This is a genomic window from Secundilactobacillus malefermentans, from assembly GCF_008033155.1.
In the GTDB taxonomy this organism is placed as follows: Bacteria; Bacillota; Bacilli; order Lactobacillales; family Lactobacillaceae; genus Secundilactobacillus; species Secundilactobacillus malefermentans.
The window spans coordinates 651,715-668,067 of the sequence record NZ_CP042371.1 but is presented as its reverse complement, the minus strand read 5'-3'; the positions used below and the strand labels follow the sequence as shown (position 1 = coordinate 668,067).

Genomic DNA, 16,353 nt, shown 5'->3' with positions numbered 1-16,353 from the left:
GTGCACGTCAAGAGAGTTGCCGGTGCTGAGAATGGCAGCCGAACGCAGGCGGTTAAATGGACCACAGAGGGTTCTTCCGAAAGATTTCGAGTACGAAGAAACGTCAGGCATACGTCAGTTGTCGGAGGGATGATCGTCCCTTGCTAAGCGCGAGAAGTCTAACCCGTTTTCACTTACAGGGCTAGTTCTTTATCGAATTAAGGTGGCACCGCGGAATAATCCGTCCTTAACAAGTTGATTGTTATGGGCGGATTTTTTTGTGTTCAATTTTAAGGAGGAGTGCCATATGAAATACGAACAACTAATCGAAATCGGAAAGAAGTTTGCTGCGGTACCAGTCACCTATTCATTTGAAATGGAACAATTTGATCCCATTCAACAGGTGCAGATTTTAAGGGGAACGGGCGATCCAGCTGTTCTGCTGGCGGGGACACCTAAAAATGATGAACCGGGATATGATTTTATTGCGACCCGAATTGAACGGAAAATCACTTATCGCGATGGAATTTTAACGGAAGTAAGTCATGGTCGTCAAACTGTCAAGAAGGTTTCCATACAGCCTGTACTAGAGAAATTGCTGGCCAGTTTGAAAACACCTAAAATTTCGGAATTACCCTTATTCACTGGCGGCTTGATTGGCTATTTCAGCTACGATTACGTCAAATATGCGAATCCGAAACTCCACTTACGAGCAAGGGATCAGGATCAGTTGGCTGACGTTGATCTTTTCATGGTGGATCAAGTGGTTGCGCATAATCATGCGACGAAGCAGGTAACAATTTCCCAAATTGAGCCGATGAAGACGCTGACGAAAGCGCGATACGAAACTGTTATCCAGTCTCTGCAAGGACTGGCACAAACGATTATAAAAGGCGGGGACGTGGAGCAGCCACACTTTCATTTGGACAGTCACTTTAAATTACAGTTCAGTGAATCAGAATTTACGGAAAAAGTCGCTGAAACCAAGAAGCATATCGTTGCGGGTGATGTGTTCCAACTAATTTTGTCAAATCCGCAGCGGGCCACGATGTCTGGCAGTTTGCTGGGGGCAAGTCGGCGCCTATTTGAAGAAAGCCCCGCTCCCTATCAATTCTATTTTCGGGATGGTGATTTTGAGACGTTGGGTGCATCACCGGAAACCCTGATTACCCGTCAACACGGGAAGCTATATTCGTATCCATTGGCTGGCACACGGCGAAGGGGCAAGACTGAGGCTGAGGATGACCAATTTGCAACTGAGCTAACGACCAGTGAAAAGGAACTTTCCGAGCACAACATGCTCATCGATTTAGGGCGAAATGACTTAGGCCGAATTAGCAAATTTGGCACGGTAAAGGTTACCCGTACGCGGGCACTACTTAAATTCGCAAATGTGATGCATTTGGGATCAAAAATTGAGAGCGTTGCGGATGCGACTGCCAGTGCCATTGACGTGATTAACGCGGTGATGCCAGCGGGAACTTTGTCAGGGGCACCAAAATTAAGCGCCATTCAAATTATTGACGATTTGGAAAAGCAAAAAAGAGGAATTTACGGCGGTTGTTTAGGGTATATGGATTTTAATGGTGACTTAGATTTATGTATTGGGATTCGTTTGGCCTATCGAAAAGGTGACCAGGTCGTGATTCATTCTGGTGCAGGAATTGTTGCCGACAGTATTCCGAAGTACGAATATCAGGAATTTAACAATAAGGCAAGTGCGGTCAAGGCAGCGCTAATTGAAGCAAGCGAGGAGGGGATGCAAAATGCTATATCTGGTCGATAATTACGATAGTTTCACCTATAATCTGTATCAATTGCTCGGAACGATTACCCAAACTGAAATTAAGGTGATCAAAAATGATGAGTTAACCGCAGCCGAACTGGTCGCAGCCAATCCTGACGGCGTTCTCTTTTCGCCAGGTCCCGGTCGCCCAGAAAACGCGGGTAACATGCAAGCACAAATCACTCAATTGATAGGCAAAGTTCCCATCTTGGGCGTTTGTTTAGGGCATCAAGCCATTGCCAACGTTTACGGCGGCCGAATTATTAATGCACCAAAGTTGATGCATGGCAAACCAGACCAGATTGTCCAAACCAGTTCTTCTCGCCTCTTCGAAAATTGCCCAGCTAAGTTTGAAGGTGCCAGATATCATTCTCTGATTGTGGACGCAACGGTCGTACCAGAAGAATTAACGGTAACGGCAACCACGATGGATGGCGAAATAATGGCACTTGAAGATACTCAAAATGCCGTTTTTGGACTGCAATTTCATCCAGAATCAATCATGACGGATCCGAGTGTTGGGAGACAGTTACTTGAGAACTTTTGCGGAATATGTGCTGATTCGAAATTAAAAGTAAATTAAAGCATTGACAATTTTATCATTAAGATTTAATATTGCTTCAACAAATAAATAGTTCGCTCAAATAAACCAATGAAGTGGAGATCAAGATCGTTGTGCACGTCAAGAGAGTTGCCGGTGCTGAGAATGGCAGCCGAACGCAGGCGGTTAAATGGACCACAGAGGGTTCTTCCGAAAGATTTCGAGTACGAAGAAACGTCAGGCATACGTCAGTTGTCGGAGGGATGATCGTCCCTTGCTAAGCGCGAGAAGTCTAACCCGTTTTTACTTACAGGGCTAGTTCTTTATCGAATTAAGGTGGCACCGCGGAAAATCCGTCCTTAACAAGTTAATTCTTGTTATGGGCGGATTTTTTGTATCTAAAGGAGAAAATAAAATGATGATTAATCCAGGAAAACGATGGCAAAAACTAAACGAGTCAATTCCAGAAGAACACAAAAATAAAAATACGGAGTGATTAATATGATTGAAAATGCCATTAAGAAAGTATCAGAAAAAAACGATTTAACATTTGAAGAAGCCCAAACAGTTGTTGATGAAATTATGAATGGTAAAGCATCAAACGTTCAGATTGCAAGTTTACTCACCGCATTATCCGTGAAAAATGAAACGGTTGCTGAGATTGCTGGAGCTGCCAGCGCGATGCGCCAACATGCGTTGAAATTTCACACTGACGAACCCGTTTTAGAAATCGTGGGGACCGGCGGCGATCATTCAAACTCATTTAACATTTCAACCACGTCAGCACTTGTTGTTGCTGGTGCCGGAATTCCAGTTGCTAAACATGGTAATCGGGCCGCTTCATCTAAAAGCGGTGCAGCGGATGTTCTCGAAGCCCTAGGCGTTAAGATTGATGACTCACCAGCCTTCAGCGCCGCCATGCTTGAACAAATCGGAATTTGTTTCTTGTTTGCCCAGGAATATCATCAAGCAATGAAATACGTGGCGCCCGTCCGAAAAGAGCTTGGGATTAGAACGTTATTTAACATTTTAGGACCACTTGCAAACCCTGCACACGCAACCAATCAGTTGCTGGGCGTTTACTCGGAGGAACTTGTTGAGCCATTGGCACACGTCCTAGCTGAATTGGGCGTTAAGAATGCCATGGTCGTCTATGGACGCGATGGATTGGATGAGGTTTCCATTTCTGATAGTACCGCGGTTGCCGAGCTACGGGATGGAAAAGTTACGAAGTACGAGATTACACCTGAACAATTTGGGTTCAAACGGGCACCTCATTCAGCAATCGTTGGTGGGACACCTGAAGAAAATGCGCAGATTACGCGGGACGTTCTTGCTGGTAAAGGAGAAGCAACTCGAAATATTGTGTTGATGAACGCTGGTGCCGCCATTCACGTTGTTCATCCTGACCTATCAATCGAAGATGCCGTTAAGTTAGCAACCAAAATCATTGACGATGGGACTGCCAGCGATAAGCTTGATGAATTTATTCAATTGAGTCGTCAGGCGGTGGTTGCATGATTCTCGACGATTTGGTTGGAGCCACGAAAATCCGGCTGACACATGAAAAGCAACAGGTCTCATTTGCTGAAATTAAGAAGCAGGCCGAAGCAATGCCAATCGGCGATGGTCTCACATTTAGTGAAACGTTGGAAAAGCCTGGGATTCACATTATTGGGGAAATCAAAAAAGCCTCGCCCTCAAAGGGGTTAATCGCCGCACAATTTCCATACGAAACGATCGCGGATGCCTACAATCAGGCAGGCATCACTGCCATTTCAGTCCTAACCGAACCAGATTACTTTCAAGGGAAACTGACCTACTTAGAGGCCGTTGCCAAACGAGTCAATGTACCCGTTTTGCGAAAGGATTTCACCATCGACCCCTACATGATTTACCAAGCCAAGGTTAGTGGCGCTAAGATAATTTTGCTAATTGTGAGCATTTTGACGCAACCAGAATTACAAGAGTACTTGAATTTAGCAACTTCGTTGGGACTTTCCGCCATCGTGGAAGCTCATAGTGAAGTAGAAATTAAACGGGCGTTGGCCGTTAACGCAAAAATAATTGGCGTCAACAATCGGAATCTGAAAGATTTTTCAATGAATTTGACCAACAGTGAACGGCTAAGAAAGTTTATTCCAAAGTCAGTGGCGATGATTGCCGAAAGTGGGATTAAAAATCGTCAGGATGTGAAACGGCTTGAACTGGCTGGTATCAATGGTGTCCTCATTGGTGAGACCCTGATGCGGGCGACTGACAAGGTGCAAATGATCAAAGAACTAGAGGGTGCTTTCGATGGCAAAAATCAAAATTTGCGGGTTGAGGCGTGAGGAAGATGCTCAGTTTGTTAATGACGCAAGACCAGATTTAGCGGGGTTTGTGTTTGCACCAAGCAAGCGGCAAATAAAGCTGAAACAGGCAATCCGACTTAGACAGCTTATTTCAGATGATATTCCCACGGTTGGGGTTTTTGTGAATGCACCGTTGGTCGAAATGGTTGATGCGGTCAAATCCGGAGCCATCAGTATTGTTCAGTTGCACGGTGGCGAAGATGAAACGGTCGTGGCCGCGCTACAATCTAATGGGATTCCAGTGATTAAGGTGACCCGGGAAACCACCCAGGCCAACTACCAAATGGTTGATAGTGGAAAGGGAAGTGGCGTTCCGCTCGATTGGAATCAAATTGTTAAGCAGCCTCATAAGCCATTATTTTTGGCTGGCGGGTTAAACACCACAAATATAATAGAAGCAATCGAGAAAGTGGCCCCAGATTTTGTAGACGTCTCCAGTGGCGCCGAAACCAAGGGTATCAAGGATTTTGACAAGATTAATGAGCTAGTCAAATTGGCACACGGAATTGCTTAAGAGAAGGGAAGACTAAAAATGGATCAATTAAAGACGGAAACAACTAAAAAAGGACACTATGGTGAGTTCGGGGGACAATATATTCCCGAAACCTTAATGAATGAATTAACGAAGATTGAAAAAACGTACGATGAGTTAAAGGACGATGCTGATTTCAGAAATGAATTACATACCTTGTTGCGAGATTACGCCAATCGGCCCTCTTTGCTCTACTACGCAAAGAACATGACTGAAGACCTCGGTGGCGCTCAAATTTATTTGAAGCGAGAAGACTTGAACCACACGGGTGCTCACAAGATTAATAACGTTTTAGGACAAGCCCTTTTGGCAAAACATATGGGTAAAACCCGATTCATCGCCGAAACAGGCGCCGGACAACACGGTGTTGCGACGGCAACCGTTGCAGCCTTGATGGGGATGGAATGCGAAATATTCATGGGTAAGAAGGATACCGAACGCCAAAAACTAAACGTTTATCGAATGGAATTGTTGGGTGCCAAAGTGCATGCTGTAACAACTGGGTCGATGGTCCTCAAGGATGCCGTTAACGCTACATTGCAGGAGTGGGCTGGTCGAGTCGACGATACCTTTTACGTCATGGGTTCAGCAGTTGGTCCATACCCATTTCCAAAATTAGTTCATGATTTCCAAAGCGTCATCAGCAAGGAAACGAAGAAACAGTTGCAGGCCCAAAAACAAACCTTGCCAGATATGGTCGTTGCCTGCGTTGGTGGTGGTAGTAACGCCATCGGGAGTTTTGCGGATTTCATCGATGATCCTTCCGTCAAATTGGTTGGGGTTGAAGCCGCCGGTAAAGGCGTTGATACGGATCAAACCGCAGCCACCATCGAGCGGGGGAGCACCGGCATTTTCCACGGAATGAAGTCTTTATTCCTGCAGGACAAAGATGGTCAAATTGACCAAGTATATTCAATTTCCGCTGGGTTAGATTATCCAGGAGTTGGACCGGAACACGCTTCTTTAGCTGCCAAAGGTCGAGCACAATACGTGGGCATCACGGATGATGAAGCGGTTGATGCCTTCGAGTACATTGCACAACAGGAAGGCATCGTGGCGGCAATCGAAAGCTGTCACGCTGTTGCCTACGTGCGAAAGATTGCACCTACGATGAGTAAAGATAAAATTATTGTATGTACCTTATCAGGACGAGGCGACAAAGACGTTGCTTCCATTGCCAAATACCGAGGAGTTGAAATTGATGACTAATTTAAGTGATGTATTTACCAATCATAAAGCGCTAATTCCTTTTGTTATTGCGGATGATCCAGATTTTGACGGAACGGTGGCAAACGTGGTCGCACTCGCAAACGCCGGTGCAGACATTGTCGAATTGGGTATTCCGTTTTCGGATCCAGTCGCAGATGGTCCAGTTATTCAGGCGGGCGACCTCAGAGCGTTTAAGCAAGCAGTCACCCCAGCCAAAATATTTGATATTGTGGCAGAAATTCGGAAACAAACGCAAGTACCATTGGTATTTTTAACCTATATCAATATTCCATTTAAGTACGGATACGAAGCTTTTTGTAAAAAGTGTCAAGAACTTGGGGTCAGTGGCCTCGTTGTTCCCGACTTGCCGTACGAATCTCGTGATGAAATTGTGCCAATTGCTGAAAAATATGACGTTGATATTATTCCGTTAATTACGCCCACTTCAGCAGATCGAATCCCCAAAATTGCGAAAGCTGCGACCGGCTTCATTTATATGGTATCTTCCCTTGGTGTCACTGGAACCCGAGAATCATTTGCTAACGATTTAAGTGAGGTCATTCAGTCAATTCGGGCAAACACGGATGTGCCAGTCGCCGTTGGATTTGGCATTCATACGCCTGATCAGGCGAGGGAGATGGCCCAGTTAGCGGATGGCGCCATTGTTGGAAGTGCAATGGTCAAACTGGTGGAAGAGTACGGCAGAGAAGCACCAGAAAAATTGGCCGACTATGCGAAGACATTAAGAAATGCAATTGATAGTCCGGTCGAAGTGCGCTAGGATTAATGTAGACGGTGGCATCTCAGCGACTTGACAAAGTTGCCAAAACGGCTTATATTTATCATTAAATTTTAATGTATGTACGAAAAGCTTTGAGGAGAAGAGTAATTTAGCTATCGCAATCAAGAGAGTCCGGTCGGTGGAAAAGGACGTGCGCGGGTTAAACGAAGATGAGCTCTAAATAGTTGTTGGCCAGTTCACGCTGGTTGACCGGTTGCAACCGATAACTTGCCAGGTACTGTTGGGTACCGGTGAGGCGCTTTCTGCAAGGAAAGTGTAAACAAGGGTGGTAACGCGAAAATTCGTCCCTAATCTGTCAAATGACGGGTTAGAGGCGATTTTTTTGTACAAATATTTAATACAAATTCTGGAGGAATAATAATGACCCAAAAAACACTAACCAAGATTCCATTTAACTATGACGTTGTCGGAAGTTTGTTAAGATCAGAAAAACTAAAGCAGGCACGTACCGATTTTGCGGCTGGAAAAATTAATGAGGCTGCCAAACAAGAAGTTCAACATGCCGAAACAAAACGGATTGTCGAAAAGCAAATTGAGTTGGGCTTGCACGCAGTAACGGATGGCGAATATAACCGTAGCTGGTGGCATTTAGACTTTCTTTGGGGCCTAACCGGCGTGGGTCACTACGACTATCACAAGAGCTATAAGTTCAAGGGGGACAAAACCCGGACTGATAACGCCGATTTGGTCGGTAAGATTGCGTTCAATCCAGACCACCCATTTTTCGATAGCTTTAAGTATTTTAATAACTTGACTCCTGAAGACGTTTTGGCCAAACAGACGATTCCATCACCAACGATGCTGTTCCGGGATAACCGTAGCGATAACTGGTCAAAATTTTACGATAGTTGGGATGCTTATTTGGTGGATTTAGCAAACGCCTACCGCGACACAATTTTGCATTTCTACGAACTAGGTTGTCGCTACATTCAGCTTGACGACACGACTTGGGCATTTTTAATTAGCCAGCTAAATGCGACGAAGGATCAGCCGGAAGAGCACGCAAAATTTGTTAAATTGGCAGAGGATGCAGTTAAAGTGATTAACGCCTCGATTGCTGATTTACCAGCTGATTTAACGGTGACAACCCATGTCTGTCGAGGAAACTTTAAATCCACCTACCTGTTTGCGGGCGGTTACGATGTGGTTGCTGAGTATTTGGGTCAACTTAACTATGATGGCCTATTCCTAGAATATGATAACGAACGGGCCGGTGGTTTTGCTCCGTTGGCTAAAATTTGGAATGGCAACAAAGACAAGCGGATTGTGCTCGGTTTAATCACGTCGAAGTTCCCAGAATTAGAAGATAAGAATGAGGTAATTGACCGAATTCATGAAGCTGCAAAATACGTGCCATTGGAAAATCTCGCATTATCAACCCAATGCGGATTTGCCTCAACCGAAGAGGGAAATAAACTCACCGAGGAACAACAATGGGATAAGCTGACCCTAGTGAAGGAAATTGCTGAGGAAGTTTGGGAATAAAATCGGAAAATAGTATTTAATCATTAATGAATTAGCCTGAAATTAAACTTCAGGCTTTTTTCTTTTGAAAAAAGGGGTAGAATAGATTTGTTGATTGATTAGAATTATTCTAAAGTAAGAGGGGATTAGTATGGCAAAGAAACCAATGAGTTTAGCTGCACGAATTAATATCATGCGAGCGGCCGTCATGGGGGCTAACGACGGCATCCTATCCGTTGCCGGAATCGTTGTCGGTGTGGCAGGTGCAACCACGAATAGTTTTGCAATTTTTATTTCGGGATTTTCAGGAGCCATTGCCGGAACCGTTTCAATGGCGATGGGGGAGTATGTTTCAGTTAATACACAAAAAGACGCTCAGCGCCGTGCCGTGATGGAACAAAAACGCGCGGTTGACGATCACTACGATGACGAATTTAACTTTGTTAAGCAAAAGTATGTTGATTCAGGAATCAAGGCCGAGCTAGCGACTCAGGCAACTAAAGAAATGATGGAGAAAGATGCGGTGGTCACGACCGTCCGAGAACGCTACGGCTTCAACGTGAATGAGTTTACGAGCCCTTATGCGGCAGCCATTGCCTCGATGATTGCTTTTCCAACGGGATCTATTTTGCCGATGGTTGCAATCACGTTACTGCCACAGTCGATGAGAATCTGGGGAACCTTTATCGCGGTGATTATTGGACTAACAATTACTGGCTACACGGCCGCCCGTTTAGGACAGTCGGATACTAAAAAGGGTGTTTTCCGGAATATCGTTGCCGGAATATTAACCATGATTGTGACCTTTTACATCGGTCACTTACTCGGACAATAAGGGAGGTGTCGTAAATGTTTAAAAAGAAGTCGAAAAGTGAAAAATCAGGCTTAACGATGGATGAAAAGCTCAACACGTTGAGAGCCGGTGTTCTTGGTTCAAACGATGGAATCCTAACGGTTGTGGGGGTTCTAGTCAGTGTTGCCGCGGCTACTACTGACCAATTCACCATCTTTATTGCGGGACTATCAGATTTGCTGGCCTGTGCCTTTTCAATGGCATCCGGCGAATATGCTTCGGTTAGTACCCAAAAAGATACAGAGAAGTCTGCCGTGGAACGTGAACGGCAACTTATTAAGACAGACTACGAGCATGAACTCCAAACGGTGCGGGATTATTACGTTGATCGGGGCGTCACGCCTGAGACCTCAATGGCCATCGCTAAGGACCTCATGAATAAAAAACCATTGGAAACGGTTACGAGTGTAAAATATGATATTCAACTGGGCCACTACATGAATCCTTGGGATGCAGCATTTGCGTCACTATTTGCCGCTGGCGCAGGTGGCTTATTTCCTTTGTTAGCCATTTCACTATCACCAGTTGCTTATCAATGGCCAATTACGATTGCAGCAGTTATGGTATCCGTTGCGTTAACGGGATTTTTAAGTGCCAGATTGGGTCATGGCCTTGCAAAAACTGCGATTATTCGAAACATCATTGTTGGAATTATCACGATGATTATTCATTATTTAGTGGGCCGAATGTTCTAAAAGTCAAAATTTCATAAAAATTCATACTTTCATCATGGTTTCATAATGTTTTTCCTGTATTCTATGATATAGTAAGAAACGTGAAAATGCTGTTAAACGGGCATTCCGTTAGTAGCAGAAAGAATACGGGGAAAGTTATGAATAATCAAACAGCTCACCCGATAAACGGGATAACATTAATAGCATTAGTGATTACCTCCTCTATTGGTTCAGGCATCTTTGCGTTAAGTAGTGATTTGGCAAGTGCGGCATCTCCAGGGCCCGCAATGATTGCTTGGGTGATCGTCGGATTTGGGATTCTAATGTTAGCCTTGTCGCTGAATAATCTATTAAATAAGCGTCCAGATTTAGATGGCATTTTCTCATATGGAAAAGCCGGGTTCGGAACCTTTGTCGGGTTCATCAGTGGCTGGGGTTACTGGATGTCTGCCTGGCTGGGAAACGTGGCCTTTGCCACAGTGTTCATGAGTACACTTGGTTACTTTTTTCCAATCTTCAAGAGCGGCAATAATGTGCCGTCCATAATAGTAGCAAGTCTTGTTGTTTGGGCACTTACCTACCTAGTGAATCGGGGAATTGAAAGTGCAGCGTTGATGAATACCGTCATTACCGTCTGCAAATTGATTCCAATTTTCACGTTCATTATCGTGGCAGTTGTGCTCTTTAAGGGTCATACATTTACCGCTCAATTTTGGACGAATATGCAAGGCCAAATGACAACCGGAAATTTGGTTGGTCAAATTAAGAGCTGTCTCATGGTCATGATGTGGGTCTTCGTTGGTATTGAAGGCGCGACCATCATGTCCGCCCGCGCAAAGAGTCGCAGCATTGCAGGACGAGCTACGATTTACGGGGTGCTGGGACTACTAGTCATCTACTGTCTCGCTTCAATTTTACCGTACGGGTACATGAGCAGGGATGCCTTGGCAACGATGAAACAACCAGCCATGGTCTATATTTTTGACAATATGGTTGGGGCATGGGGTGGCGCGTTCATTAGTATTGGCTTGCTCATTTCAATTCTTGGTGCATGGCTTTCGTGGACGATGTTACCAGCTGAAACCCTGCAATCCATGTCTGAGCAGCATCTCTTACCTAAATTTTTTGGGAAAAAGAACCGGTTTGGCGCACCAACAACTGCACTTGTTCTGACGGGAATTATCGTTCAACTGTTTCTGATCTCGCTAGTATTTACAAGTCAGGCTTACGTTTTTGCGTATAGTTTATGTACTGCCTCAATTGTGATTTGCTACATTTTCGTGGCTGCTTACCAAGTGAAGTTTTCATGGCAACACCGTTCGGAAAGTGGCAATCGGCTGCAGTTAGCAATCGGAATCTTTGCGCTGCTATTCCAACTCGGTGCCATTATTCTCGCCGGGATTGAATACCTGCTGATTTGTCTGATTGTTTATATTCCAGGAATCGTGCTGTACATGCTTGCCAGAAAGGATGCAGTCAACATATTGCTTACCAAACGAGAGTGGGTGGCAACCGTGCTGATTTGCGCAACAGCGGTTGTGACTATTTTCATGCTGGCAAACGGGGTTATTCATATATAAAGTTAAAGTAACGAGGCGTTCTTCTGAAAAAGAAGAACGCCTTTTTTATTGTTAATAAGTGAGCTTGACGACGAAATAGAAATAGAATATGATAATTTTAATGTTACATAAATATTACAAGTGGAGTGGGGAGATTGTAATGAAAAAGCGTTTGTTAACTTGGGGAGCGTTACTAGTGAGTCTGTCAATAGGGATGACAGTGAAGGCGGATACGACGACATCTAATACAACGTCTTTGCAAAGTGCAACACAGGTTGACAGTAGCAGTAGTTATAGTGAAACAAGTAGTAGTAACAGTTCGTCTTCAAATACTCAGCAAGCAATTTTGGCGGCAAAGAAAAATACAAATGAAGAGAGCAGCACGGTTTCTCATATAACGAAGACAACGACAAAAAGAGCGCCTTATAAATACAAGAAAAGTAAAAATGATGAGCAATTTATTACAAATGAGGATTTATCACAGACTTGGAACAAGGTAGATTCAACGGGCAACTGGTCCAGAATTCTATTTTCTGATTTTAACGGAAATGAAACTGTGTTTTATGCGAGGAACGGCATATTTAAACGTGCCACCTTTACGGATTCGGATTACTTATTTGAAGGTAAAAGAATGCCAAAAAAGTTGCCATCGAGTGTTGCTAAAACAGATAATCATTTATTTAAAGATGGGAGCCATCTTTTTTACGTTATTAATGATTTAAAGATTCTTAAATTAAGTAATTCTTATATTGATGCTGATACCGATTATGGAGCAAATATTGATACGCAAGCTGTTTTCGATAGATTAGGTCGAGAGAGACGATATTCCTTTATTTATAAGAATAAGTTTGTGTATTTATCAACGGTTGGAAAATATAATCAAAAGGGAGAAGCAACAGCGGCCACAGCTCAAATAAAATTCGGAAGTCATTCCGTACGAGTGGCCATGAGATTAATGAAAAACAAAAAAATCTGGTTAGCGATCAATGGGAAAGCCTATACGTTGAAGAATGGGCAGTCACAGAGCATCACATATCTTGGGGCAAGTACTGTGATTAAGAATGTGAATGGAATGCCAACGATAGTGGACAATTCAAATAATGGGAGCAGTACTCAAAATATAAACACTAAAGTAAAAGAAAATTCAATTAGGTCATTAAAAGTGGAACAGAAAATTTTACCTCAGACTAATGAAGAAAAAACGATTAATTTTTCGATATTTGGAATCATGTTGGGTCTTATGCTCGGATTGGTGGGTATTCAGAAAAGAGGGAATTCAAATTGAGCAAGATTAATCGTAACTATCAGGTAGTTATTGGTAAGTTACTCGTTTTTTTAATGACGTTAATTCTGACTTTTATAGGTGGTGAAATAGGCGTAAAAGCGAATGTCAGTATGTCATCTGACAGTAGTTCGTCTGTTAATTCTGAGCCATCGAGTCAGATGAGTAACTCGAAGGACAGCAGTAAAGATAGCCCGGAGGTTACTAAGACAGAATCGAATCAGACAGAAAGAAACCTAATTACAGGAAAAGAGAAGAAAACCGCCGTTTCAAATGAAACGAAGAAGACTGTTCAAGTAGGTCAATCAACAGAAAATAAATCTGATAATATAGCAGTGACCGAAGCTCAAAAGAAAGGAACTGTGGTAGTTTCTTACCTTTACAACGAAACTAAAAATAGAGAAGAAGTATATGCTAAGAAAAAAATAACAGGAGTAGTTGGGACACCGTATAAAACAAAGGCGTTAGACCTACTTAACAACAATGGACAGTGGATTCTAGAATCAAAATCAAATAACACAGCAGGATTATTTAAAAGTGGGATTATTAATGTATCCTATTATTATCGGACAGATGTGGAATCAGACGTTGAACATAAAGATGGGTCGGACACTTGTATTGATTGGACGGCTGACAAAAGGATAGGCATTGTACAACATGACTATGTTAATGGTGCATCAATCCTGTTTGAACGGTTAAATTACAACAAAAAGCAATATGCATTAACTATTTGGAATACAAATGGAAACGTAATTAAAGATAGAACAATCAATTTTGGACACGAATATAGTTTTGTCTTTCAAAAGAGTAGCAGTTATATAATTACGGTTGATTCTAATGGTGACCTTAGCGTAATTTCGAGATTTCTCGTTGGAAAGCAGATACAGAATGCGATTCTTATAGTATCACCTAATGAACCGCTATTTTATCGATACAAAAATTACGCTCGACCAAGCAGGATCGATTCCAAAAGCGAGAAAGCTCAGAAATCTGTAACAAATAAGAAAAAATTAATAAGGAAACAACAAAAATTGCCACAAACAGGCGATTCTAGTAATAATTACGCTTCTTACCTTTTGGTGATACTTATAATTAGCATCGCAGCGGTCTTTAAAAGGAAGAATATGCGATACTGAAAAAATTAATACCAATCTATTTAATTGGCCTTATTCCTGCAGTTATCATTATTGGTTTGGCGGGGGTTATCAGTTTATATGGGTGATACTTACTAGCATTTAATGGGATGGGTTATTTACTTTATCATTAGTTCTTTTGGCCTTTATCCCTACGTTGCTTTATATATTTTTTTAGATGTTGTTTTACGGTTTGCGATGATTATGGTTAGTGTTCTTTTTATCGTATATTATTGGGGAATCAAAGTTTTGAGAAAATAGGAGAATCTTGAAAGAAGCACTGCAGAGGAGGACAAAATTTGAAACAGCGCCATAATCACATTTCAGCCAACTTTATGAAAGGACTTGCTTTGCTGGGGCTCCTGGTTTATTGGTTGTACATTGGCTTCGGCCTATTTTACTTTCATATTCAAAAGCCACACACAGCAATCGTAATCTACGCCATGATTCCCGCCATCGTCTGCACCCTTGTTTTCCTTATTGTCAGAAGTAAATGGTTTAAGAATCATGAACAAAGTGATATTGGTGGATTTGACTATTCTAATTTAACAGGTTGGGAACGAATTTGGATGATTATCGCATTTATCCCAACGTTTTTAAGCCTGAGTGGATTTTTAGGATTTCTTGGAAATTTAATGGTGATGATTATTTTATTTAACCGAATTATCCGCAGGCATACCAATTTGGCAGTTTCGTATGAATACTTGACCATTATGATTTGGCTTAACTTAATTATGGTGGTACTTGAAGTTTAGTAAGTGGGGGAGTGTCATGAAAAAATACGTCAATAGCTATTTGGCAGGTTTAATTCCGTTCCTCATCATCGTAGGACTGGCAGGCTTTACAACGACCAAAGCCGGCGATTTTATTTGGCGGTTCACGTGGATGATGTTGTACTTCACTATCAGCTACTTCGCCATTTATCCCTACGTGGTACTTAAGGTTTTTCCGCCAGGAAAGGATGGCATGCTGGATGTGAATCAGGGCAACATGAGTACGACTGAGCCGAGCTCGACACTGGGGATGCCATCTCCCACAATCAATAATCGCGAATTTGGGATAAAGCCGCATGAACCCACGGCTAAATACGTTAAGGATAGTAAAGTTAACATGCTGGCATCTGGGTTTACAATTCGGTTGATCATTATCTTATTTAGTCCCGTATTTTTGCTCTATTATTTAATTAAACGCGTATCAAAAAAGTGATTCGGTTTAAAAACCGAATCACTCTTTATTTGGTCAAATTTATGGTAAATTGTGTCCCGCTTTAAAGTAGACGTCATACCATTCTTGCTTCGTTAAGGTGACATCTGCACCCGCAGCACTTTCTTGAATATGCTGAGGATTCATGCTGCCAAGAATCACTTGAATGCGTGCTGGGTGGCGAATAATCCAAGCAGTCGCAATGGCATTCTTGGTCACACCATATTTGTCGGCAAGCTTTTGAAGCTCGGCGTTAAGTTCTGGGAACTTAGGGTTATCGATGAAAGGACCCTCGAAGGCGCCGTATTGGTATGGTGACCAAGCTTGAATCGTCATGTTGTGTAAACGAGAATACTCAATCATGCCACCGTCGTGATCGATGCTACCTTCATCCTGTTGGTTAGTATGCATGCCAAAGTCAATGGCCCCAGTATGCATCACGCCAAATTGAAGTTGATTGATCATTAAACGTTGGCTGACGTTGGCTTGTAAGAAGTCAACTTGACCAGGGTTGAAGTTTGAAACACCAAAGTGGCGCACCTTCCCACTAGTCTGTAACTCATCAAAAGCTTCCGCAATTTGATCTGGTTCCATCAAAGGATCTGGACGATGTAAGAGGAATGAATCCAAGTAATCCGTTCCAATCCGTTTCAATTCGCCATCAACTGCATCCAGTAGATGTTGTTTTGAAAAGTCGTAGCGGGTATCAAGTATGATGCCACCCTTTGATTGAATCTTAAAGTCATTTCGACTTAAGGATGACTGTTTCAGCGCTTTACCAAAGACTTCTTCCGACTTGTTGTCACCATAGATATCGGCAGAATCGATAAAATTGATGCCGGCATCGTGGGCAGTTTCAATGACCTTTGCTGCGTCATCAACTGAAAGAGCATCCATTCGCATGATTCCTAAGGCAACTTGAGAAGCCTCGTACTGTGTGTTGCCAAGTTTGATTGATTTCATAAAAATATTACCTCCATTA

16 protein-coding genes are annotated in these 16,353 nt (G+C 42.8%); 15 read left to right on the top strand and 1 reads right to left on the bottom strand.

Annotation, left to right across the window (positions count from 1 at the left end; translation table 11 throughout):
* Positions 1-286 precede the first annotated feature (286 nt).
* The 15 genes from FGL90_RS03315 to FGL90_RS03245 all read left to right on the top strand — a co-directional run bounded on the left by FGL90_RS03315 (position 287) and on the right by FGL90_RS03245 (position 15,374).
* Positions 287-1,765, top strand: a complete 1,479-nt coding sequence (locus FGL90_RS03315; RefSeq protein WP_147656863.1) for an anthranilate synthase component I family protein — start codon at positions 287-289, stop codon at positions 1,763-1,765.
* Positions 1,746-2,348, top strand: coding sequence for an anthranilate synthase component II (locus FGL90_RS03310; protein ID WP_010619306.1), 603 nt, complete (start codon positions 1,746-1,748; stop codon positions 2,346-2,348). The genes FGL90_RS03315 and FGL90_RS03310 overlap by 20 nt, the downstream gene beginning before the upstream one ends.
* 459 nt (positions 2,349-2,807) lie before the next feature.
* Positions 2,808-3,827, top strand: coding sequence for an anthranilate phosphoribosyltransferase (gene trpD, locus FGL90_RS03305; RefSeq protein ID WP_147656862.1), 1,020 nt, complete (start codon positions 2,808-2,810; stop codon positions 3,825-3,827).
* On the top strand, positions 3,824-4,639 hold the full coding sequence (gene trpC / locus FGL90_RS03300; protein ID WP_147656860.1) for an indole-3-glycerol phosphate synthase TrpC: 816 nt from the start codon (positions 3,824-3,826) through the stop codon (positions 4,637-4,639). The genes trpD and trpC overlap by 4 nt, the downstream gene beginning before the upstream one ends.
* Positions 4,605-5,174 carry a phosphoribosylanthranilate isomerase gene (locus FGL90_RS03295; RefSeq protein WP_010619309.1) on the top strand — a complete coding sequence of 190 codons (570 nt, stop codon included), beginning with the start codon at positions 4,605-4,607 and terminating at the stop codon, positions 5,172-5,174. The genes trpC and FGL90_RS03295 overlap by 35 nt, the downstream gene beginning before the upstream one ends.
* Positions 5,175-5,192: 18 nt before the next feature.
* Positions 5,193-6,401: a tryptophan synthase subunit beta gene (trpB, locus tag FGL90_RS03290; RefSeq protein WP_010619310.1), complete on the top strand. Its 1,209-nt coding sequence runs from the start codon at positions 5,193-5,195 to the stop codon at positions 6,399-6,401.
* The gene (trpA, locus tag FGL90_RS03285; RefSeq protein WP_010619311.1) at positions 6,394-7,182 is read left to right on the top strand and encodes a tryptophan synthase subunit alpha; all 789 of its coding nucleotides are present in this window, start codon (positions 6,394-6,396) and stop codon (positions 7,180-7,182) included. The genes trpB and trpA overlap by 8 nt, the downstream gene beginning before the upstream one ends.
* A 381-nt stretch (positions 7,183-7,563) precedes the next feature.
* Positions 7,564-8,688, top strand: a complete 1,125-nt coding sequence (locus tag FGL90_RS03280; protein ID WP_147656858.1) for a vitamin B12 independent methionine synthase — start codon at positions 7,564-7,566, stop codon at positions 8,686-8,688.
* A 130-nt stretch (positions 8,689-8,818) separates the two neighbouring features.
* Complete coding sequence (locus tag FGL90_RS03275) at positions 8,819-9,502, top strand: VIT1/CCC1 transporter family protein (protein ID WP_147656856.1); 684 nt, start codon at positions 8,819-8,821, stop codon at positions 9,500-9,502.
* Between the two features lie 14 nt (positions 9,503-9,516).
* Complete coding sequence (locus FGL90_RS03270; protein WP_147656854.1) at positions 9,517-10,215, top strand: VIT1/CCC1 transporter family protein; 699 nt, start codon at positions 9,517-9,519, stop codon at positions 10,213-10,215.
* A 137-nt stretch (positions 10,216-10,352) separates the two neighbouring features.
* Entirely contained in the window at positions 10,353-11,774 is a 1,422-nt protein-coding gene (arcD, locus tag FGL90_RS03265) for an arginine-ornithine antiporter (RefSeq protein WP_147656852.1), read from the top strand.
* Positions 11,775-11,913: 139 nt separating this feature from the next.
* Positions 11,914-13,038: an LPXTG cell wall anchor domain-containing protein gene (locus FGL90_RS03260; RefSeq protein WP_187240433.1), complete on the top strand. Its 1,125-nt coding sequence runs from the start codon at positions 11,914-11,916 to the stop codon at positions 13,036-13,038.
* The gene (locus FGL90_RS03255; protein WP_147656848.1) at positions 13,035-14,171 is read left to right on the top strand and encodes an LPXTG cell wall anchor domain-containing protein; all 1,137 of its coding nucleotides are present in this window, start codon (positions 13,035-13,037) and stop codon (positions 14,169-14,171) included. The genes FGL90_RS03260 and FGL90_RS03255 overlap by 4 nt, the downstream gene beginning before the upstream one ends.
* 296 nt (positions 14,172-14,467) lie before the next feature.
* Complete coding sequence (locus FGL90_RS03250; protein WP_010619318.1) at positions 14,468-14,923, top strand: hypothetical protein; 456 nt, start codon at positions 14,468-14,470, stop codon at positions 14,921-14,923.
* A gap of 16 nt (positions 14,924-14,939) precedes the next feature.
* Complete coding sequence (locus tag FGL90_RS03245; protein ID WP_010619319.1) at positions 14,940-15,374, top strand: hypothetical protein; 435 nt, start codon at positions 14,940-14,942, stop codon at positions 15,372-15,374.
* 39 nt (positions 15,375-15,413) lie between these two features.
* Here the strand turns inward: FGL90_RS03245 and FGL90_RS03240 are convergent, their stop codons facing one another.
* Entirely contained in the window at positions 15,414-16,334 is a 921-nt protein-coding gene (locus FGL90_RS03240; RefSeq protein ID WP_010619320.1) for an aldo/keto reductase, read from the bottom strand.
* Positions 16,335-16,353 lie beyond the last annotated feature (19 nt).